Origin of the sequence: Staphylococcus borealis (assembly GCF_001224225.1) — a bacterium.
Taxonomy (GTDB): domain Bacteria; phylum Bacillota; class Bacilli; order Staphylococcales; family Staphylococcaceae; genus Staphylococcus; species Staphylococcus borealis.
The window spans coordinates 257,127-279,043 of the sequence record NZ_CUEE01000004.1; the positions used below are offsets into that span (position 1 = coordinate 257,127).

At 33.5% G+C, this 21,917-nt stretch carries 24 protein-coding genes; 10 read left to right on the top strand and 14 right to left on the bottom strand.

Annotated features, from left to right (window positions below; all coding sequences use genetic code 11):
* Positions 1-218: 218 nt before the first annotated feature.
* The 3 genes from AK212_RS06930 (at position 219) to AK212_RS06940 (ending at position 1,734) form a co-directional block, all read left to right on the top strand.
* A complete protein-coding gene (locus AK212_RS06930) occupies positions 219-638 on the top strand; it encodes a PPC domain-containing DNA-binding protein (protein WP_053029980.1) in 420 nt (139 codons plus the stop codon).
* A 203-nt stretch (positions 639-841) separates the two neighbouring features.
* On the top strand, positions 842-1,459 hold the full coding sequence (locus AK212_RS06935) for a DUF1361 domain-containing protein (protein WP_053029981.1): 618 nt from the start codon (positions 842-844) through the stop codon (positions 1,457-1,459).
* Positions 1,456-1,734, top strand: a complete 279-nt coding sequence (locus AK212_RS06940; protein ID WP_053029982.1) for a hypothetical protein — start codon at positions 1,456-1,458, stop codon at positions 1,732-1,734. Before AK212_RS06935 ends, AK212_RS06940 begins: the two co-directional genes overlap by 4 nt.
* A 273-nt stretch (positions 1,735-2,007) precedes the next feature.
* Here the strand turns inward: AK212_RS06940 and AK212_RS06945 are convergent, their stop codons facing one another.
* The 4 genes from AK212_RS06945 to AK212_RS06960 form a co-directional block, all read right to left on the bottom strand.
* Entirely contained in the window at positions 2,008-3,381 is a 1,374-nt protein-coding gene (locus tag AK212_RS06945; protein ID WP_053029983.1) for a cryptochrome/photolyase family protein, read from the bottom strand.
* Between the two features lie 98 nt (positions 3,382-3,479).
* Positions 3,480-5,045, bottom strand: a complete 1,566-nt coding sequence (locus AK212_RS06950; protein WP_053029984.1) for an SLC13 family permease — start codon at positions 5,043-5,045, stop codon at positions 3,480-3,482.
* A gap of 175 nt (positions 5,046-5,220) precedes the next feature.
* Positions 5,221-5,517: a hypothetical protein gene (locus AK212_RS06955; RefSeq protein WP_053029985.1), complete on the bottom strand. Its 297-nt coding sequence runs from the start codon at positions 5,515-5,517 to the stop codon at positions 5,221-5,223.
* A gap of 75 nt (positions 5,518-5,592) precedes the next feature.
* Positions 5,593-6,522 (bottom strand): CobW family GTP-binding protein, encoded by a 930-nt coding sequence (locus AK212_RS06960; protein ID WP_053029986.1) that lies wholly within the window; start codon positions 6,520-6,522, stop codon positions 5,593-5,595.
* Positions 6,523-6,745: 223 nt separating this feature from the next.
* On the opposite strand from AK212_RS06960, the gene mgrA reads away from it, so the two are divergent.
* Entirely contained in the window at positions 6,746-7,183 is a 438-nt protein-coding gene (gene mgrA, locus AK212_RS06965; RefSeq protein WP_053029987.1) for a global transcriptional regulator MgrA, read from the top strand.
* A 130-nt stretch (positions 7,184-7,313) separates the two neighbouring features.
* Here mgrA and AK212_RS06970 read toward each other — a convergent pair whose 3' ends face one another.
* Together AK212_RS06970 and AK212_RS06975 are read right to left on the bottom strand one after the other, a co-directional pair.
* Positions 7,314-8,975 (bottom strand): amino acid ABC transporter ATP-binding/permease protein, encoded by a 1,662-nt coding sequence (locus AK212_RS06970; RefSeq protein ID WP_053029988.1) that lies wholly within the window; start codon positions 8,973-8,975, stop codon positions 7,314-7,316.
* Positions 8,972-10,603, bottom strand: a complete 1,632-nt coding sequence (locus AK212_RS06975) for an ABC transporter ATP-binding protein/permease (protein WP_053029989.1) — start codon at positions 10,601-10,603, stop codon at positions 8,972-8,974. Before AK212_RS06975 ends, AK212_RS06970 begins: the two co-directional genes overlap by 4 nt.
* 430 nt (positions 10,604-11,033) lie before the next feature.
* On the opposite strand from AK212_RS06975, the gene AK212_RS06980 reads away from it, so the two are divergent.
* The 4 genes from AK212_RS06980 (at position 11,034) to AK212_RS06995 (ending at position 13,822) form a co-directional block, all read left to right on the top strand.
* The gene (locus AK212_RS06980; RefSeq protein ID WP_053029990.1) at positions 11,034-11,903 is read left to right on the top strand and encodes an undecaprenyl-diphosphate phosphatase; all 870 of its coding nucleotides are present in this window, start codon (positions 11,034-11,036) and stop codon (positions 11,901-11,903) included.
* A 213-nt stretch (positions 11,904-12,116) separates the two neighbouring features.
* Positions 12,117-12,791: a hypothetical protein gene (locus AK212_RS06985; RefSeq protein WP_053029991.1), complete on the top strand. Its 675-nt coding sequence runs from the start codon at positions 12,117-12,119 to the stop codon at positions 12,789-12,791.
* A 6-nt stretch (positions 12,792-12,797) separates the two neighbouring features.
* Complete coding sequence (locus AK212_RS06990) at positions 12,798-13,256, top strand: YaiI/YqxD family protein (RefSeq protein WP_053029992.1); 459 nt, start codon at positions 12,798-12,800, stop codon at positions 13,254-13,256.
* Positions 13,256-13,822: an LOG family protein gene (locus tag AK212_RS06995; protein WP_053029993.1), complete on the top strand. Its 567-nt coding sequence runs from the start codon at positions 13,256-13,258 to the stop codon at positions 13,820-13,822. Before AK212_RS06990 ends, AK212_RS06995 begins: the two co-directional genes overlap by 1 nt.
* 90 nt (positions 13,823-13,912) lie before the next feature.
* Here AK212_RS06995 and AK212_RS07000 read toward each other — a convergent pair whose 3' ends face one another.
* The 4 genes from AK212_RS07000 to AK212_RS07015 all read right to left on the bottom strand — a co-directional run bounded on the left by AK212_RS07000 (position 13,913) and on the right by AK212_RS07015 (position 16,054).
* Entirely contained in the window at positions 13,913-14,458 is a 546-nt protein-coding gene (locus AK212_RS07000; RefSeq protein WP_053029994.1) for a GNAT family N-acetyltransferase, read from the bottom strand.
* Positions 14,459-14,560: 102 nt separating this feature from the next.
* Positions 14,561-14,857 (bottom strand): hypothetical protein, encoded by a 297-nt coding sequence (locus AK212_RS07005; protein WP_053029995.1) that lies wholly within the window; start codon positions 14,855-14,857, stop codon positions 14,561-14,563.
* A 191-nt stretch (positions 14,858-15,048) separates the two neighbouring features.
* The gene (locus AK212_RS07010; RefSeq protein WP_053029996.1) at positions 15,049-15,540 is read right to left on the bottom strand and encodes an SA0632 family lipoprotein; all 492 of its coding nucleotides are present in this window, start codon (positions 15,538-15,540) and stop codon (positions 15,049-15,051) included.
* Positions 15,541-15,604: 64 nt separating this feature from the next.
* Complete coding sequence (locus AK212_RS07015) at positions 15,605-16,054, bottom strand: GNAT family N-acetyltransferase (protein ID WP_053029997.1); 450 nt, start codon at positions 16,052-16,054, stop codon at positions 15,605-15,607.
* A 125-nt stretch (positions 16,055-16,179) separates the two neighbouring features.
* Between AK212_RS07015 and AK212_RS07020 the strand changes: the two genes are divergently transcribed.
* The gene (locus tag AK212_RS07020) at positions 16,180-16,869 is read left to right on the top strand and encodes a DUF1129 family protein (RefSeq protein ID WP_053029998.1); all 690 of its coding nucleotides are present in this window, start codon (positions 16,180-16,182) and stop codon (positions 16,867-16,869) included.
* Positions 16,870-17,026: 157 nt separating this feature from the next.
* On the opposite strand, the gene AK212_RS07025 is transcribed toward AK212_RS07020, so the two are convergent.
* The 4 genes from AK212_RS07025 to AK212_RS07040 form a co-directional block, all read right to left on the bottom strand.
* Entirely contained in the window at positions 17,027-17,515 is a 489-nt protein-coding gene (locus tag AK212_RS07025; RefSeq protein WP_053029999.1) for a DUF456 domain-containing protein, read from the bottom strand.
* The gene (locus AK212_RS07030) at positions 17,515-18,735 is read right to left on the bottom strand and encodes an MFS transporter (protein WP_053030000.1); all 1,221 of its coding nucleotides are present in this window, start codon (positions 18,733-18,735) and stop codon (positions 17,515-17,517) included. Before AK212_RS07030 ends, AK212_RS07025 begins: the two co-directional genes overlap by 1 nt.
* A 46-nt stretch (positions 18,736-18,781) precedes the next feature.
* Complete coding sequence (locus tag AK212_RS07035; protein WP_053030001.1) at positions 18,782-19,636, bottom strand: LysR family transcriptional regulator; 855 nt, start codon at positions 19,634-19,636, stop codon at positions 18,782-18,784.
* A 136-nt stretch (positions 19,637-19,772) separates the two neighbouring features.
* Complete coding sequence (locus tag AK212_RS07040) at positions 19,773-20,390, bottom strand: ribonuclease FAU-1 family protein (protein ID WP_053030002.1); 618 nt, start codon at positions 20,388-20,390, stop codon at positions 19,773-19,775.
* A 222-nt stretch (positions 20,391-20,612) separates the two neighbouring features.
* On the opposite strand from AK212_RS07040, the gene AK212_RS07045 reads away from it, so the two are divergent.
* On the top strand, positions 20,613-21,716 hold the full coding sequence (locus AK212_RS07045; protein ID WP_053030003.1) for a 5-methyltetrahydropteroyltriglutamate--homocysteine S-methyltransferase: 1,104 nt from the start codon (positions 20,613-20,615) through the stop codon (positions 21,714-21,716).
* The last annotated feature ends 201 nt before the right edge of the window (positions 21,717-21,917 follow it).

Here is a 21,917-nt window from a genome sequence, read left to right on the forward strand (position 1 = left end):
CATAAATAATTGGTAAATTCAATCGTCTCATTTAAATTTAATCTTGCTTTTGATTCAATTTAAACGAGCAATGTACAATGACATAGTTGAAAATTACATAATATTAGGACATTGTATACTATTTAACTTCTATATTACAATAGTAAAATTTAAATTCTAAGCAATTAAACTTACTGGCTTGTATAATAGATGTAACTAATCAAATTGAGGTGACAATGATGAAATATAAAAAAGATGGTCAAACGTTTCTTTTAGTACTAGATAAAGGCGAAGATATTGTAGAAGCTGTTACACAATTTGCTATGGAACAAGAAATGAAATTTGGATCAGTCAGTGGTATCGGTGCCTGTAATGATGTAACACTCAATTTTTATAATTTAGATAGTCAAAAATACGAAGCACGTGAAATTAAAGAACCTTTAGAATTAACAAGTTTACTTGGCAATATTTCTCACATAGATGATAAACCATTTGCCCATTTACACGGTACCTTTGGCACACGTGATTTCCAAACGTTAAGTGGTCATCTAACTCAAGCTGTGGTATCAGCTACTGCAGAAATCGTAATCCAGATGACAAACTTAGATATTAATCGCACACATGATGAAGAAACTGGATTAAACTTATTAAGACCTTAATACAACGATAATAACCCATAGATAGCCTATTTAGTTACGCATCTATGGGTTATTTATATCTTCCTTCATTTTTTACAATGATTCATGCTACCTATTTAGATAAGATAAATGCTTTATTATTTGATTACCATTTAAGTAACCTTTATTATTAATCATTGACTAACAAAAATGAACATTTAGTTTTAAAGAAAGTAGTGTATAACATGACTTCGCGTTATATTGCCAGACTCTATTTTATAATCCTTTTCACATTCTCATTATTTGAAACACGTGTTTTTAACTTTATGAGCTTAAATCTATTTTTAGCATATATTCCATTTGAATTATGCTTACTATTACGCTTATTCAAACCAAGAAAAAATTATGAGTGGCCACTCTTTATCGTATTTGGTTTGATTTTTATATTACTAGTACCTAATACATTTTATATGCTGACAGATTTAATTCATTTAAATCAATTCACATTTGATTTTTATGTTCGATTAAATATTATGGAATGGCTATATTTCACCTACATATTACTAGGTGTTTTCTTAGCAATGTATTGTATGATTCTTATTTTTATAAATATTATGCATTTTACTACAAAAGTATGGCTTAATCGGACTTTAATTATTGTTCTCATGTTTTTAAATGGTTTAGGAATCTATATGGGACGCTTTTTACGATTCCATACTGTTCATTTAATTACTGAACCATTCACAATCATTCATCAAGTGATCACGTCTTTAAATACACAGACCATTACCTTTATTTTACTAATGGTTCTATTACAAACCGTTATCATTATCTTTGTGAAAGGAGTGAGAGTTGCTAAATGATTGGGCATATGTTTATTCTTTTTCTCATTATTATATTGTTACAACTCATTATCGGTCATTTCTTTCATAAAAATGGTTTCAGCATGATACATAGCATTCTCCTCATGCTATTACCATTAGAGATTGGTTTGTATCTTATTCAAATCTTTTATTATGAACGTCACTATCCTAATTGGGAAGTGCCACTTGATATCAAATTAAGATTAAAATACATGTATATCATCACTTTCTTAGAATATGTGGCGGTTTATATTTGCTTATTCGCTTTAAAATAAACTCAAAGCCTCGAACATTAAGAGTAAGCAAATATGAAAAGAGTCTTATTTTTCAAATGCTACGAATATCTAGAAATGAAATATAAATCATGTTGTAACGGGCCCCTAATATAGAATGTTTCGAAGGAAAATTTTATATTAGGGGTCCTTCGGCAAAGATGACTAGATTTGAAAGCAGCTTGATTGAAGCATCATTTCAACTTAGTCAGCCACTGCCACAACAATAAAGTGGGCTGAAATAATTTGTTTTATCCCAGGCCCACTTCAATTATTTTAAATTTGCTTAAATACTGACATCACATGTGCTCTCGCTTCTTTATGATCCACTAAAGGCTTGGGATAGTCTTGTCCCAATTTAATTTCTTCTTGTTCCAATGCTTCTTCATGTTTGAAAGGTTCGTGTAAATATTTAGCAGTAACATCATTTAACTGTGGTATATAGGTCTTAATATATAATGCATCCTTATCAAATCGTTCACTTTGGCGACTTGGGTTAAACATTCTGAAATATGGCGCAGCATCTGTTCCAGTTGATGCAGACCACTGCCATCCATGTACATTGGACGCAGAGTCGAAATCAATTAATCGTCTTCTGAAATAATCTTCCCCCCACGTCCATTCTATAAATAAATCTTTCGTTAGGAACTGAGAAACGACCATTCTCATTCTATTATGCATAAATCCAGTTTGATTTAACTCAGACATAGCTGCATCAACAATTGGAAAACCCGTTTGTCCTTCACACCAACGTTTAAAATTATTTTTATTATATGACCATTGAATATCACGATACTTCTCATTGAATGCCTCATGCGCAGTATGTGGATAAAGGGTCATTAATACATAATAAAATTCTCTAAACATAAGCTCTCTGATAAATTGTTCAATATTATGTTCATCCTCTTCATAAGCCTCTAACAATTGTGTAACAATTTGCTTTATATCTATTAAGCCATAAGCTAACACAATGCTGAGTTGGCTTGTTAAGACTTCAGGTAAATATTCACGATTGGTTTCATAATTTTGTATGTCTTGCTCGATGTAGTTATTCCAATTGTTTATAGCCTGTGATTCTGAAAGACCCTTATTTGAATAATCTTGTTTTAGTGTTTGCTGCGATTTGACACATAAGTGTGACAAATCACCTAGTTCGTAATTATAGGATTCATGTTGTCTAAGTTTAGAGCGATGTGCCTTGTAAAAACTCGTAAAGACTTTGTAAGGTTCACCTTGTTTATTCATCGTTATGCTTGGTTTGAAATAGTGATTTGCACGAACGGTAGTAACCGTAATATTGTATTTGTTGAAAGCCTTTTTCAAATGACGAATGTCATAACTTTCATGATGATAGCTCATAATATCTCCAGCAATGACAACTTCGTCGATGCCCTTATCAGAACAAAATTCTCCTAATTCACGATAGTCTAATAAAAATGGTTCGATATCATACTGATGAAGTGCTTCAAGAAATGATTGCAAGACACCATAATAGTAATTTGCTTTCATTTCTGTACCATCTTCATCAAATATTTCCTGTGGAATAATGAGATAACATTTCTCAATATCTTCTTTATTTTGATTTATATATTCAAATAATGGATTATTATGAATTCTAAAAACGCGATTAAGTATTACACCAATAGTCATTATTTCACTCCTGTTATTAAAGGTTCATTAACTTTACCCTTTTTCTAACAATTTAAAATCTGCTTCATAGGATGACAATTTCAAAGAACGTGTCACACTTAAACAAGTCCTAACCATTTCCAATAAGTCAAACTAAAAATTAGTACCAAGATATACGCAATAATCGTTAGCGGCACCCCAGTCTTCAAGAAGTCTTTGACTGTAAATGTCCCTGTTCCATAGGCAAGCATATTTTGTGGTGCACTCACAGGTAATAAGAACCCAAAGCTAATAACAAATTGTTGAATTAACACAAACCCAATCGATTGATCACCTAAATGTAATGTTGCTGTTAGTGATATAAAGACCGGAATCAGTGCAGATGATAGACTGGTTGCACTCGCAAACCCAAGATGAATCAAGATATTGAATAACGTTATTAGTGCAATCGTAGCGATTAATGGCATGTGTTGTAATCCCATAAGCCCAAATGTTTTATCACTCAGCCATTGTGCAGCACCTGTTTTTAATAAAACATTACCTAATGAAATTCCTACACCGAAGACAATAATGGTTCCCCAAGGTATTGTTTTCTCTACACCTTTCCATGTAATCACACCAATCTTAGGCGTCAACATAATACCTAAAGCTATTAAAGTAATGGACGCAGAGTCTATGGGATGTAAGACCTTCTCAGTAGACCAGAAAAAGAGTAACAATACAGAAATAATAATAAGTCGCCATTCTCTATAAGAAACAGGTCCTAATTGATCTAATTCTGCTTTTATTAATTCTTTACCCCCTTCGATTTCTTTATGTTCAGGTGGCATTACTTTAATCATGACAAAGAATAATGCAATGGACATAAGTATAGACCATGGCGCCGCATATAAGAACCATTCGCCCCATGATACGTCATGCCCTAAGTTCTGGTTAATAAAATTTGTCGCTACGATATTTTGTGCAGCTGCAGTTTTTATGCCTATATTCCAAATGGAAACAGCTTGAACTGCAGTAATAATTAAAAGGGAGGCCAGTTTACTTTCTTTTGAAACTTTGAATGCAGCAATCATTCCTAATAAGATTGGTACAACGGCACCTGCTCTAGCAGTAGCTGAAGGAACAAAGAAAGCAAGTAATATTGAAACCAAGATAGCACCAATCACAATGTTTCGTGTTTTATTGCCAACAATAGATAACACGAGTAATGCTAAACGTTTGTGTAATTGTGTTTCTTGCATAGCCGCAGCTAAAAATAATGCTGCCGCAACTAATGCAACCGCAGATGTGGAGAAGCCACTAAAGGCATGCGTCAATGCATTCCCAGTACCTAGCCAATCTGCGCCAGACAAGATTTTATCTACTTCTTTTGGATTACCTAACTTCTCTGACAGCTGTTGAACCGGACTAAATCCACAAATCAAAATAATTAAACCTAGTATCATCGTTGCTGATACTGGATATGTTACAGCTTCTGTCACCCACATAATGACCGCAAACGCTAAGATTGCTAGCGCGCCTTTAGCCATAATCGGTAAACCTGCTGGTGTTGGTAATACTAAGATGATGAATAAAACAGCAAAACTGATTATAATCCAAAGTGGCTTATAACCACTTTTACGTTTCTTTTCTTTGTCATGCTTTAAAAGATTATCATTGCCCTGTATTGATTGTACTTTCTTCATAATTACCCCTCCCTCAATTCGTCAATGTCAGTATATCAAGAAAGCGCTTTATCAAAGGCGTTTATATGATAAAATACACAAAATAGTCACTTTTCAGACAATTAGAAACAAAAAAACTTTGCGATAAACATTTAATTGCTTATCACAAAGTTCATATCATTTAACATGTATTTACCTAACCAAAAATTTCACGATTTAGTCCAAAAACATATAATAATGTAAAGAATGTAGCTGCGCTTAGAATGGTTAAGATTAAGGATAAAATCAGCGTCCGTTTAAAACGATTAATGAATGCGATAAATAAAATCCCTAAATTATAAGCGAAAAAGAGTCCAAATAAAACCATTGTTACTTTAATATTGGTATAAAATATATTAAACAGCAGTACGATAATAGCAAAAATTGTATATGGAATCGTAATCCATCTAAATTCAAAGCGAATTTGCTTCGCACGTTTATCTTCGTTATTCATGGTCAAACCCTCCTATTTTAAATTATAAATGATTAAAAAGCGAACGCCTATGTCATAACTGTGACAATAACCTATTTAAGTAAATTGAATCATATCAAGTTGATTACGTAATCGATTCGTATCTAATGACTCCCCGATGATGACAATTGTCAACGGCACCTCTTTGTCGATAATGCCATAATCAGGTAAACCCATAGCATATTGAAATTCATAAGTGACCTCTGGCAAATCTCTAAACGTCACAAAGCCTTTTAGTCGAAGCACACTATCTGGTAGACGCATAATAAATTGATAGAATAATTGGCGATCTATAGCAGTTGTAAATGTATATTGCATTGATTGTATACCGTGATGATGGGCATGCTTATGTTGTTTTTCATGATGCTGAATCGCATTAACATGAATTTGTTCATATTGAAATTGACTGTAAGTGGTAACAATAACAGGCGCATTTGGATTGATTTGCTTTAGATTTTCTTTAATGTTGTGGATGGCTTCTTCATCTACTAAATCAACTTTATTCAATATTATTGTGTCACTATAACTTAATTGTTCTTCTAATAATTGAGCAGTTGACGGACTATATACATCTTTCTTTATAAATCTTTGTGCATCTACAATACCAATAATTGTAGGTTTATGAACGTTATTTACAAGCATCGGATCTTGGCAAGCCGTATAAATCTCAAGCGGATGCGCTAAACCTGTGGCTTCGATTATGATATGACTGGTTTCTTGAAGTTCAATTAACTGCTTCATCTGATTTACTAAGTCACTATTTAAATCACAGCACACACAGCCATTAATTAATGAACGAATGGATACGTCATCTCCAAGTAATAAACTATCAACGTCGAAACTGCCAAATTCATTCATAATAATTGTTATTTTCTCATCTTTTTTTAATAATTGCTCTATATAATGTTTTAGAAATGTAGTTTTACCACTTCCTAAAAAGCCATTTACAATTGTAATTGATATTTTTTCATTTTTATTATTTATCATTTTAAAATCTCTTTTCTTTTTAAAATTAATTCGAATATGATAATATATGTATTTATTTTAGATTACACTTGATTAAAATAGAAATATCTTCTAGAATTTAAACATACTTTAATTTTAGCATGGCATTGAGACGAAGTGTGTTGCAAGTTATATTTTATACAACATAGACGAAATTTAATCCGAAACATAGAGAGACGGATAGAATGTCTGGAGGAGAACTTTAATGTCTGAACAACATAATTTGAAAGAGCAACTCTGCTTTAGTTTGTACAATGCACAAAGACAAGTTAATCGCTACTATTCAAATAAAGTCTTTAAAAAGTACAATCTTACTTACCCACAATTTTTAGTGCTAAGTATTTTATGGGATGAATCTCCTGTAAATGTTAAAAAGGTAGTTACAGAACTAGCTTTAGATACTGGTACCGTATCACCTTTATTAAAAAGAATGGAACATGTTGATCTCATCAAACGTGAACGTTCTGAAGTTGATCAACGTGAAGTATTCATTCATCTTACTGAGAAGAGTGAAAAAATTAAACCTGAATTAAGCGATGCATCTAAGAAAGTTGCAACTGCTTCTTCTTTAAGTAAAGATGAAGTACACGAACTTAATCGTCTATTAGGTAAAGTCATCGACGCTTTTACCGAGTCAAAATAAAATGACATGCTAATACTAAGCCAATTAAAGTTATTCGTTTCGAATCAAATTAAAATATATTTATCAATAACGAAAAGCCTGAGTTATCTATCGTAGATATCTCAGGTTTTTCGTTTATAGCATATGTGCGCTAGTTCATTTTTAATAAACGACTCAAATAGTGATCACCGTGACTTAATTCATCATAACGTCCTTGTTCTTTCACTTGACCATCAATGAGAACGACAATCTTGTCAAAGTGAGGCAATAATTTCAAATCGTGTGTTGCAACAATCACTGTTTCAGCTTGTTCCTCAACCATTTGCATCACTTGCTTAGTGTTATCCTCATCCAATGCCGTCGTGGGTTCATCTAACAACCATACGTTGGCATCTTTTAGAAATAGCCGTGCTAGCGCAATACGTTGCATCTCTCCACCCGATAATGTATTTCCATCTAAAGTAATGGGTCTTTCCAAATTAAGATAGCCTAAATTCAATCTTGTTAAAACATTTTGAATAACACTATCATTATGATTCGTGAACATATTAGAACGCAGTGTACCATCAAATAATTGTTGAGATTGTAGTAGTACATTAAGTTGTTCAAAACGACTGTCTTCATTTAGATGTGAAACGTTTTGTCCATAAAGGGATACTTGTCCACTATCAATATCATACAAGCCACTCATGATTTGTAGTAACGTACTTTTCCCAGAACCTGATGGACCAACAATTGCTATTTTCTCGCCGTTATCTACAGTTAAGTTTATATTGGATAACGTAGGCATTTCTTGATGTTCGTAACTAAATGACATATCTCTAATATCATAAACACGGTGCTGCATCACTTCTAACGTTTGCTTCGATTCGTCCACTGGATACGACAACACATCATTCAAACTATGCAATGCTTCATCTGTATCCGCTTTATAGTATGCAAAGTTACTCATCGGCACTGTTTGTTCAAATAAAGTTAACATCATCAGTACAATACTCGTTAAGTACACCACATTTAATTGTCCTTCTTTAACTTGTAAAATGCCTAATGCTAAAGTCGCAAATATAGCGAGCATAGCGATTAAATTGAGCATATAATCATATAATGTTAATAATCGTGATTCTTTCGATTGCATGTTGTCATATGCTTCTAATACGTGAATCAAATGATTACGATAGTCTTCTACGTTGTTAAAACGAGCTAACTCAGCATATCCTTCCTTGTAATCATAAAATTGCGTAATCGTAGTTTGTTGTTGCTGTGCAACTTGTTCCTTCAAATGGCCTACCCGCTTAGCACTTAACCACGGTATCAACCATAGTGAACATAACATACTTATTACGATAACAATCGCATGCATCGCACTAAAATAAATTAATGTGACAGCTGCAATAATTGCTGTGAAACCAATGACAACCGGTGGATAGTAGACTCGTAAGTAAATATTTTGCAAAGCTTCTACTTTGCTTATCATTTTTGTTAGTAAATCAGCAGATGAGTACTTACGATACAAATTAGGTACTCTTGGAATTAATTGCTCTAAAAATTGAACTCGAACATCTCGCAACATTGTAAATGTTGTTCTATGCGAGAGTAAACGTTCCCCATATCGTGCAATAGCACGTATAAACCCAAACATCTTAACTGATACAACCAACACCATTAATGCGTATAAAGGTGCACCTAATGCACTTTGGGTTACCATATAGCCGCTTAAGAAGAACATTGCTAAGGCAACGATGCTCCCTATAACCCCCGTCAAGATGGCTAATATTAAATCCTTATCCGGCCGAAATCGAATATGTGGTTTCATATGAAGTCACCACCTTTATCTAGTCTTACAGAAATCGTCTGGTCATCTTCAACTAAGTGACCCGCTTCAATAAATAAACGTCGTGTTGCTTGGCGAATCGTTGAATCACGATGTGCAATCATAATCATCGTTACACCATTAAAGTGTTGAGCGATGACACGTTGAATGATTGTCTCCGTTTCTAAATCTAAGCCAGTCGTCGGTTCGTCAAACACAACTACATCAGGATGCATTAGTAACACCCTAGATAACTCGATACGACGCATTTGACCACCTGATAACATTTCGCCACCTTCACCAATTTGACTATAAATCCCCTTTTTTAGTGACAATACTTTCTCTTTTAAGCCAACCATTTCTAATACATGCAGGATTTGATCGTCATCAACTTCTTTAAACATAGCGATATTATCTTTAATAGATGCAGAAAAAATATATGGCGTTTGACTCAACACTCCAATTTGATGAACATTGTAGTTAAACGTTACTTGGCCAGATGTTGGTCGAATCGTTTGAGTAAGTAACTTAGCCAAAGTTGATTTACCTGCACCACTTGGTCCTACAATAGCGATAGTCTCCCCACTATTGATTGTTAAAGACATATCTTGAATCGCATAAGATGATTGATTCGGATAGTGATACGTTACATGAGTCATACAAATTTGAGGTTTCTGCTGTACTTTGACCTTCTCTTGATTTACAAGCGTTGCACTGTCAGAATCTAAAAAGTCAAAAACGACATCACTCGCCCCCTCACTTTGCTTACCTGTATGGAAGGCTTGTCCTAAATCTTTAATCGCATTATAAAACTCAGGTGCTAATATGATGGCAATTGCCGCCGTCTTAAAATCAATACTATGAAAAACCACAAGACTTAGAGCAGCCTCCAAAGCAACCAATCCAATACCTAACATACTAATGAACTCGAGCATTAAACTCGATAAAAACGCGCTTTTTAATATGCGCATCGTTAAATCACGAAATTGCGTACTATCTTCATATACATGTGCTTTCGTGTGTTCGGTCTGTCTAAAAAGCTTAAGTGTAATAAGCCCCTTAGACACATTGAGAAAACGCTGACTAAACTGATTTAAATACGTCATTTGATCTTTAGATTCATCACGCGTTTTAAGACCAAAAATAATGTAAAAAAGTGGAATGAATGGTGCTGTAACAATCATAATTAGTGCGGCATTTAAATGGATGAAACACATTGCTATGATAATTATTAAAGGAATCATCATTGACTTAAAGACTTGTGGTAAATAGTTTTTAAAAAATGGAGACAGGCCGTCTATAGTCTCGGTTAAAATATTAATTTGCGTTCCTGTAGCAACGACGGTGTCTTTTAAAACAACCTCTTTGCGTAATTGATGTTTCACTTTGCTAGCTAACGTATCACCTAATCGCAAGTTAATCATATTCAATGTTGCTCTTAGAATTAAGACGATTAAAATGATAATTAACAATGAAAAAATAGACGTTGTATGATCATATAAGACTTGATCTAAAAAAGTCGCAATACTTATATTTTGAATAACGACAGTTATTGCTAGGCATGTGCTTACAATTCCCATTAACAATGGAAACATTTTATATTTAAAGACTAAATTCATTAATTTTTTCACTTTATCTTCACCTAATTTCCTATTATAAAAGGTTCTTAATGGTTTAGCATTTAATACCTTTTGAAAAACAGTGACAATATAATGAACATGTTATTAGATTATGTATTTTTGCTTTATATTCGAATTATTTATGATATATGCGCCTCTTAAAGTAACCATTTCATACTTAAGACTGTTGTGAAATGCTCTGTTATACTAGTACATTGGAAAAGGTATAAAAATATATTGTGGGTCGTTAAACACTTTCCCACTTTTTAAATAAAAGTCTACTCAAAGCATCACTAACATTTATACATAAGGCTTAAGTAGTTGTCTTAATATTATTAGCATAGATTTAATGCATTATGATATTATAGTAAAGTGAATTTTGACAACAATATATTTAAAGACAACAATATTTTAAATTTCTAATAAAAGAAAGAGGTTACTTATGATTATTATCGAGTTTATCAAGGGCCTTATCCTAGGTATCGTCGAAGGATTAACTGAATTTGCGCCAGTTTCATCTACGGGTCACATGATTTTAGTAGACGACATGTGGCTAAAATCGACTGAATTTTTAGGTTCTGAATCAGCTTTTACCTTCAAGGTTGTAATTCAATTAGGTTCTGTTTTTGCTGCAGCATGGGTCTTCCGTGAGCGTTATTTCGAAATGTTACATATTGGCAAATACAGAAAAACGTCAATTAATGAAGAATTTCGTTCTAAACCACGTCGCTTAAACTTACTACACGTCTTAGTAGGTATGATTCCGGCTGGTATTTTAGGCGTCTTATTTGATGATTTTATTGAAGAGCATTTGTTTAGCGTTCCTACTGTAATGATTGGTTTATTCCTAGGTGCAATTTATATGATCATTGCAGACAAATATAGCAAGAAAGTGACAAATCCTCAATCTGTTGACCAGATTAATTATGTTCAAGCGTTTGTAATTGGTATCTCTCAGGCAGTAGCAATGTGGCCTGGTTTCAGTAGATCTGGATCTACTATTTCAACAGGTGTCTTAATGAAGTTAGATCATAAGTCTGCTTCTGACTTTACATTCATTATGGCTGTACCTATTATGCTAGCTGCTAGTGCGTTATCACTATTTAAAAACTATCAATATATCGAACTTTCACATATCCCATTTTACTTAATTGGGTTCTTGGCTGCCTTTGTTGTCGGCTTAATTGCAATTAAAACGTTCTTACACTTAATTAATAAAGTTAAGTTAGTACCATTTGCAATTTATCGTATTGTATTAGTAATCATTATTGCTATTCTGTACTTCGGTTTCGGCATTGGTAAAGGCATTTAAAATTAAATTATGGTTAATACCATTGAACGAGAGCGGGACAACGAATTTATTTTAATTTCTGTCCCGCTCTCATTTTTTGCACTGAAAGACAATTTAATGTTCACGTCTATTGTTTATTCAAGATATTATGAGTGTTCTAGCTAGTTCCTTCGTTTAGTATCATGTATCATAGGGTAATGAAGATAAATAGTAAATCTAATGGAGGCAACGTGTATGGACAAAAAGAAACTCATTAAAACGGCAATTAATGTTTTACCAATCATTATTGTGCCACTAATTGTAGAACGTAAACGCATTAAATCTCACCCTGAGGTACAAAAAGCAACAAACGCAACGTCTAATGCTGGTCACGCTATTGCGAATAAAGCATCAGATGCAAAAGACTATTTAGGAGACAAGAAACAAGAATTTGACAACAAGAGAGAATTGAAAAAAATTGCTAAAGAAAACGATCCTGAATACATTCAGAAAAAAGGCGAAAAATTAGCTAAGAAAAATTATAAAGAAGCTGATAAAATGAACAAAAAGCTTCAAAAAAATATAGAGCAACGCCATAAAGAAGAAGAAAAAGCACGTGAAAAGAATGAAAAACAACGTGTGAAAGATATGAAAAAGACTCAAAAATATCAAGAAAAAGTTGGTTTAACGCCTGGTAAACTTGATGATGAGACTGAGAAAAAAGGCGAAAAACTCGAAAAAGAGAACAAAAAAGACGTTAATAAACTAGATAAAAAACTTCAAAAAAACATTGATAAACGTCATAAAGAAGAAGAAAAATTACAAAAACAAGAAGAAAAAGCGCGCATCAAAGAAATGAAAAAATTGGACGGTCATGAAGCTGATAGTATTGTTTCACAAAATAAAAACGAAGAGAATAATAAGGCGTAACGCTTTATGACACGGGTAATCATTGATGGAGATGCTTGTCCAGTCGTTGATTCTGTAATTGAATTAACTGCTGGGACAGGCATTTTTGTTATCATTTTGCGTAGCTTTAGTCACTTCTCAAATAAAGTACTTCCAAATCATGTTGAAACACTTTATGTCGATGACGGTCCAGATGCTGTTGATTATAAAATTGTGAAATTAGCTTCGTCAGAAGACATTGTAATTACTCAAGATTATGGTTTGGCCAGTTTGTTACTTTCTAAAGTTAAGATTGTCATGCATCATAAAGGTCATAGTTATCATTCCAGTAATATAGATTTGTTATTGCAACAACGTTATAATAATGCACAAATAAGAAAGCAAGGTGGTCGTCATAAAGGACCTCCACCCTTTTCAAAGGAAGATAGAAAACAATTTGAGCGTGCATTTCATGCTGTTATCAAGCAACTTAAGGAGGATGTATAATGAAGCGAATTGCAGTATATTGTGGTGCTAGTAAAGGGAAAGACCCTATTTATGTTAAAGAAGCATACGAACTTGGAAAATATATGGCTGAACAGGGGTACGAATTAGTCTTCGGTGCCGGTTCTATAGGTATCATGGGTGCGATTCAAGATGGTGTGTTAGATCATGGTGGTCATGCTATTGGTGTAATGCCAAAGATGTTAGATGAAAAAGAAATCACGAGTCAAAATGTTAGCGAACTGATTCTTGTAGACTCAATGCATGAGCGCAAACAGAAAATGGCCGAACTTGCAGATGCATTTGTGATGGCACCAGGTGGCGCTGGGTCGCTCGAAGAATTTTTCGAGACATATAGCTGGGCACAAATCGGCATTCATGAAAAACCCATCGGTGTCTACAATCTAAATGGATTCTTTGAACCGCTTCAACAGCTTATTGATAGTATGATCAAAGAAGGTTTTATTGATGAAAAATATAAAAACTTAGCTCCTTTATACAATACTAAAGAAGATTTAATAAACGGGTTACTTAACTTTAAACCGTTAGGCACACGTACATACGATTAATGATAAAGCGACATGTTTTGGACTTTTATATTTCATTTAGTGATGACTTATCACGAAATATACTTTTCCAATATCATGTCGCTTTCACGTTTAAATTGATAACTGTTTATAATAGCGTACTTGTCGTTTCAACATGTGATATTTACTTAGTTCTGGTAATTCAAAATGGTCATATAATGTCATACCAATCTTTTCCATCACTTTTCTAGATGGTAGATTATTTTCTGCAGTAAAACTGTAAATCGATTCAATCCCCTTTTCTTTAGCAAATGCTAATACGGCTGTTGCACCTTCTGTAGCAAGCCCATTCCCCCATACTTCTGGAATCAGACGCCATCCAATTTCATATAATGGCAACTCCTCGAACGGATATGAACTGTCTTGAGGGATATAATTCACCCCAATAAAACCAAGCCACTCCCCAGTTTCTTTAAGTTCAACGGCAAATAAGCCAATACCATTTTCTTTAATAATATCGTCCATTTTTTTCATATCTAATTCAGAACGTCGATAACTTAACAGACTTGGGAAATAGCGTCGCACTTGAGGATTGGCATTCATTTTCTGAAATGGCAATAAATCTTCTTGCTTCCAATCTCGTAATTTTAGTCTTTCCGTTTCTATATATGTAGCCATTTTCAACACCCCACTTTAAAGAAATACATGATTAAAAAAGTGCGATATGGCGCATTAACCATAGCACACTTTATCCATCTTTAAATTTGATTGATTAACTCATTATCCTCGAGATATGTAACTAACGAGTTCAATGTGTACTGGAATTTCTTTTAAACGATCGCGCTGATCTTTAGGCGCAACAAAAGTTGCATCGACAAAATCATTACGATGATTAAGTTTAAATGTAGCTACAAATGTATCTGTATCAGATTCAAAGTTAGGTAAATGTGCGATAACACGCTTGATTTCTCCAGTAGAATCAACGATAGTACGTCCAGTAATATTTTCAATTTCACGTCCTAACTCAGGTAATGTTATGTCGCGACCTTCTAAAATATGAAAATCTTGTTCATGCATATGTCATCTCTCCAATATTATAAAGTTTATATTTAATCATTTTATGATGTCGTCCATTTTAGTCCACTAAATACATCTAAAAAGATAAAATGTGAATTCAAAATTGATTTAAATTTATTTTACCCTTCATGCATACATATCAAACTTGCCATAACGCGAGCCAGATGGCTTCTATTATTTAAAAATGACCATTATGAATGGCTGTTACTTGATGATGTATTTTGAGTGTTACTTTGCTCGCTAGAAGGATGTGCTTGGCTATTTGATTGACTTTGTTTGGCATTCTTAGTTGATTGTGCGTCATTGCTATTACGCGTTTCAGAAGTACTTGATTCATTACTTGATGCACCACTTTGTGATGTACTTTCATTCTTAGTCTGCTTATCTGTATGACTGCCTGATGATTCCGTTGACGTTGAATCACTATTATCTTTGTCATCACTATCTGAGTCGTCCTTAGCAGATTCTGACGCTACTGATTCATCCACTTCTTTTTGAAGTTTTTCACGTTGATCGTTGAGTTTCTCTTTTTGTTGTTCTAAATCTTTCTTTTGCTTTTTCAAATCATCATTTTCTTTTTGTAGTTGCTTCACATCTTTTTCTAGCGATGTTCTTTCATCACTCTTACCACATGCAGACAACATTAGTGTTGCTGACAGTAAGAGTATTAACCATTTCTTCATGCTTTTCTCCTTTATAACGAATGAGTAATCTTATTTTAACATGAATTTAGAACCTATTCATTTTTTACCTAAGGTCTTTACGCATTTTTACATGACTTATTTCATAAGCTTTCGCTTTATTAAGTTCAATCATTGTGGCATTCTTGGCATCGATTGTGCCTTCAATAGATTTAGCTTGCTTTTCAATCGCCCAGCGTTCGAGTGCAGCTTTTAAACGCTTAGCGTATCCCATCCCTCGAAAATGTGGATCTGTATAAAGCATCTCTGTTATTACTTTTTCATGCACCGCTTCAAAATGTCCCCAAATAAATGCGATGACGTGGTTTGTGTTTTCACGCAATTCAACTAGAATCATATCATCACTATGCTTTAATCGTTGAACAATCATATCTTGACGCAAGGCAATCGGTAGTTGAGTTGCATTATAATGTAATTCTCGCCTTTCAATATGATGTTCTTGTATCTTAGCTATTGTTTCAATCCAGTCAATATCTTCAACAGTTAGTTTCCACATAATAACTTCCTTTGTTATAAACATTATATTCTATATTTATCTATGGTATGATTATCCATATTTAACATATAATAGTCTATTATTTTGAAAAATAAATTAATTTTAAACGTTAAGGAGTTTAGTCAATGAAATCCACTGCGAAATTAGCACGTGAAAATAATGTAAAATCATTGCGACTAAATAATACAGATAGAGAAATCTTTGAGAATTATATGACATACGTTCGTGCTGACTTGAGTGTCAATCCGCATGATAGCGAGGTAATGCTGAGTCGCATATTAAAAAGATTATTAGAAGCTGAGAATGAAGGCACACTCGCATTAGAGTTTTTCGAGCATAACCCTAAAGCACACGCTAAAAAAGAAATTAAATCTTTGCCTAATGAAACATTTCAAAATATATTTAAGTATATATTTCGGAATTTTATTTTTTTAATTGGTATTTTTTGTTTCTTCAAAGGGTTTATTGGCTTTTTTATTGGTGGCGATAATAATGAAGTTTACTTATATACATTCCCTATTACTGTTGTTGCAGGATTGTTTATTATTTTTATGTTTATACTAGTCATATTTAAGACTGTCCAACTACAAAGTTTCAACAACTCGCACTGGGTATGGCTATTAAATTACTGTATTATAGCACTATTATTAGTCGCTTTATTTTATGTCTTTTTTATTCCACAATCATTTTTAGCTTTTGGTCCATATGTTCTGATTAGTAATTGGTCATTTATTATTATCTCTGCCATCATTACACCGATTGCTTTTTATATACAACATCATTTTGTGAATAAAGATTCTAATACGAGTTTATAATTTTTTAGCATCATTACTTAACATTTACTAAGTAGCGCATGAGCTATCAAAAAAGGTTAAGCATTTTTATCAAAGTTATGCAATTACGTTACCATTATACTGATTGGCAACGAATCGCTCATTTGATATGAATGACTTAACCTCTTTTTATTGATCATTATCCAACTAAAAATACATCTATAAAGAACCAGATAATCATAATTAGCATAATGAATGCTTGTGCAACTGAACTCGCTAAAAATGCGATTACTGATCCAACACTTGCTTTAAGGGCTTTTCCAAAATTAAAGTCCTGAATTAATTCTACAATAAGTACTGCAATAAACGGTATGATAATAATGCCGAATGGTGGGAAAACGAAGCACCCTACGATTACACCTATTAACGCAGCATATTCCCCTAATTTAGAACCACCAAATCGATTTACAAAGTATTTATTCATTAAAAAGTCTGATACTAAGATAAATACAGTAAATAAAATCATGACAACATAAAATATCCATGATAGCCCTTCTTGAGGAAATCCAAATTGATAAATCAAGAAGCCTACCCATAGTACAAGTACTGATGGAATAATTGGCTTAATTAGACCTACAAAAGCTAAAACAAATGATAATAGTATTAAAATCCATAAAACAACTTCCATTATTTAACTGTCACATCCGCTTCCGTATATTTTTGATCTTTCGTAAAGAAGATTAATATCATTCCTATAAAGATAGATGATGCTGACACGAAGAAAACATTCTCCAAGCCAACCCAATGACTCATTGCTCCACCTAATAAATTTCCGAGTAATTGCCCAATGACCATTGCATTTGCAAATAATGTTGATGCATAACCCGGGAAATCAGGTAGAATATCTTGGAAATAGCTAATACCTAAACCAAGCAATATAGCTAGAAATAGTGCTAAGAAGATTTGTCCAACCATCATGGCATAGATATTTTCAAACACACCAATACTAAAGTAGAAGGCACCACCACTAATTGCACCAATAATTAACAACGTACGTGTAGCCAGTTTAGCTGATAACATTCCTAATATCACCATAAAAGGCACTTCCAAACCTGCACACAAACTGGCTAACGTTCCTACATAACCCTCTTGCTCTTTAAGGTAATCCGTTACAAATAATGGCATATTCATTGTGTACATCCATTGCCCTATATGTAATAAAATAAATGCAATGAATGGTACAAAAAGTGTTTTATCCTTAAGCATATTGGGAGCAGTCTTTTCAATATTAGCTGTACCGCCAACTTGCTCTTTAGCGGATAAATTTAAATCCTTATAAAAGAAAATTTGTAAAACAAGTGTGAATAATAATATAAAGACGGTGCCACCAAAAAGGCCAGCATATCCCATAAATTGAATTAAATATGCACCAATTAATGGTCCAAACAAGAAACCAAAAGAAAACATTGAACGTAAAACTGTATTTGCAAATTTAGCGTTATTTCTTGAGGAAGAAACATTAATTGATTCACGTGCAGATGCATATAACTGCGGCATTGCTGGGGCAAATAACCCTTGAAAAATAGCGTACACAATAATAAACAACCAAATATGATGAATATAAAAATATATTGAGAAACTAATTGCCCCCATCATCAACGCACTAATGATGAGTACCTTTCTATTTATACTATGCGTATCAGAAAAGCGAGCGACAATAGAATTTACAGTAAATTGACTCACCGCTGCTAAGGCAAGCAAAATACCGAATTGATTTGTTGTCATTCCTAGTTCTTTCGTCGCAAATAGCACAAAGTAAGGCACGGTAATGGCGATACCCATACCTAATAGCATCATATTCACAACGAATAATTTGTAGTTCTTTATATGCAACAATGCTGCAAACATTTTTCCTACCCCTATTCTTCTTTGATATAACACATCATTCTAATGATTAGCGAATAAAATTAATCATCAAAGTGACAAATGACTCAACTTGTGGCAACTGTAACATGCTACTGTCATAACTCATAAATGTTGAGCGAATAAGCGGTTGATTATCGATATTCACCTTTTCAAATTCGAACATATTTTTGTCGATATTTCTCATCATGATTTCTGGGAGAATCGTTACGCCTACGCCACTTACTAACATTTCTTTACATGTTGCAACTTGATCCACTGTTATCGTTGCGTGATAATCTTGACCAAGATTTTCATTATACCATTCTTTAATTTGATTAATATAGATAGGATCCGCTTGAAATTCAATGAAAGGCAACTTAGAAACGTCATTTCTTTTTTCTTTCGGGTAGATGAAATAATGATCGTCGTCAAAGAGATGCGTATTGGTCAAATTCATGACTTTATTACCTCTCGTAATCATTACGTGATAATCTCTATGATTGGCTTTGATTTGTTCTGTAGAGCCAACTTGCACTTGAATTTCAACGTTCGGAAATTGTGAATTGTATAAACTCAACACTTCAGGTAATAACGTTTGACCAATTAAAGATGAACACCCAATCGAAATTGTGCCATTCACTTCTCCGATATGCGCTTGCATTTTATCGAAAAATAAGCGTTCGCGCTTCAACATATCACGCGCATGTTCAATAATCATAGCACCTTCAGTGGTAGTGATTAGTTGTTTCTTTGTACGAATAAATATATCCACACCAAATGAGTGTTCAATAGCTTTAAGACGTTGTGTTACAGCTGGTTGAGAAATATATAATATCTCTGCTGCTTTACGTAACGTCTTAGTTTCATCGAGTGTAATTAATAATCGATAGTCTTCTATTTTCATAGCTTCCCCCTAGTAATGTTTATTCATGAACTTGGCTATGAGCAACACAAAATTTAAGACCGAAACGAAAAATGTTAAAACGCATGCCTTGCATTGACTTATTGTCTCGTTTCGCTCCTAATATAAAAGGATTGTGTTAATATCGTTCCCCTTTATTTAAATGTGGCTTATGATGCTGAATATGTTTTTTATAGGTTTTATTGTAATTTGGTTTCTTCAATTTACCAACCATCTTGTTATAACAATACATGATTCGGTTATTTAAATCGTCGAAATTCTCATTGATTTCAATCATCAATTGATGCGCAATCATATAGGCTTCATGATATTGTTTTTTAGTGATTTGTTCATTTTTTAATGCTAGTTCCAAGTCATTCTCATCAACGAGTTCATATTCTCCAGTAGATGGCAATACGAGCACATCTAAGAATAAATCAAGTGTTCTAGCATTGCCCTTTTGTGTAATATTTTTAATATTAATATCGAAGTAATACTCCAATGGATTTCCTTGATCATCAAACATTGCAGTAATACTATAACGTTTCTTCTCCGGCAAAATCTGCAACCATTGATAATTGTCATTAGCAACAATTATATTCTGGCCTACTACCGTCACCTCTAAAGGTTCACGAACCTTCTTCATCGTGACCAAGCCAATAATACCCTTAAATCTATTATTATTTACCTTAACTTCTATATAATCACGTTCTAATAGGCGACGCCAGTGACGTTTATCTATATATTTTATTTTCATAAAGCCACCAACTCCTTGTCATTATTATATTAAACTAACCTATTAATGTCATCTTTGGTCGTTTTTATTTGCATTACACACATAAACCCATAAATTTTTTCAATTTTATTTTACTACATCTATTCATTTTTTAGGGAAAATTGACAAAAATACTCGTATTTGATAGATTTAAAATTATATTATCTGAAAATTCTAAATAAAGTGATAAAGGAGGAATGGTTAATGACCAAAAGACCATTTAAAGCAGATCACGTAGGAAGTTTATTACGTCCAAAGCGTTTAAAAGAAGCACGTGCACAATACCAAAATAATACAATTTCAGCCAATGACCTAAAACAAGTAGAAGATGAAGAAATCGAACGCATTATTGAGAAACAATTAGAAATTGGGTTACATAGCATCACTGATGGCGAATTCCGAAGAAGTTGGTGGCACTTTGATTTCTTAGAGCATATTGATGGTGTAGAAGGTTATACACCCGACCACGGTTTAGAATTTGAAGGCATTGAAACACGTGCACATAATGTGAAAATCGTCGATAAAGTGAAGTATAATCCTAACCATCCTCACTTTGACCATTTTAAATTCTTATATGATAAAGTTGATGGTCGCGCAACTGCAAAAGTTTCTATCCCAAGTCCAAATCAATTATTTCACCCTAACATATTAAACGAAGACATTTATCCAAACATTGAAGATTTTGCTCATGATATTGCTGAAGCTTATCGTCAATCATTGCAACATTTTTACGATTTAGGTGCAAGATACATACAAATTGATGATGTATATTGGGCCGGTTTAACTGAGGGAAGTCAAAAGGTACGTGGACGTCAACGTACGGATGAAGAAAAAGTTCAAGCTCGCGAATTGGCATATAAAGTAATCAATCAGGCAGTACAAGGACTTCCGGATGATTTGATTTTAACTACGCATATTTGTCGAGGAAATTATCAATCAACGTGGGCGATTTCAGGTGGTTACGAAGCCATTGCGCCTTATTTATTCAAAGAACATTTGGATGGCTTTTTCTTAGAATATGACGATGATCGTTCTGGCGACTTTGAGCCTTTACGTTATTTTAATAAAGATGCATATGCGGTCCTTGGTTTAATCACATCGAAAACGCCTAAACTCGAAGACAAAGACTTGATTAAACAACGCATTGAAGAAGCACAGCAATATGTTGATTTGGAACATATCTGTTTGAGTCCACAATGCGGGTTTGCTTCTACTGAAGAGGGAAATCAACTCACAGAAGAAGAACAATGGGCTAAATTAGCCTACGTTGTTGAATTAGCAAATGAATTATTAGGTAGCGCTAAATAACGACTTATTAAATTTAAAAGAGTCTGGGATATAATTCCTAGAGAAATAGCCAGTAAATGAGTTTTAACAAATTCATTTACTGGCTTCTTTATTTACAATACTCCGTATTGTTGGCTCGCTTGCCCAACGTGCTTTGCTTGTAGAAACTGATTAACTCAGTTTCTCTGTGTTGGGGCCCTTCTTATGGGACAGCTTCAGCCT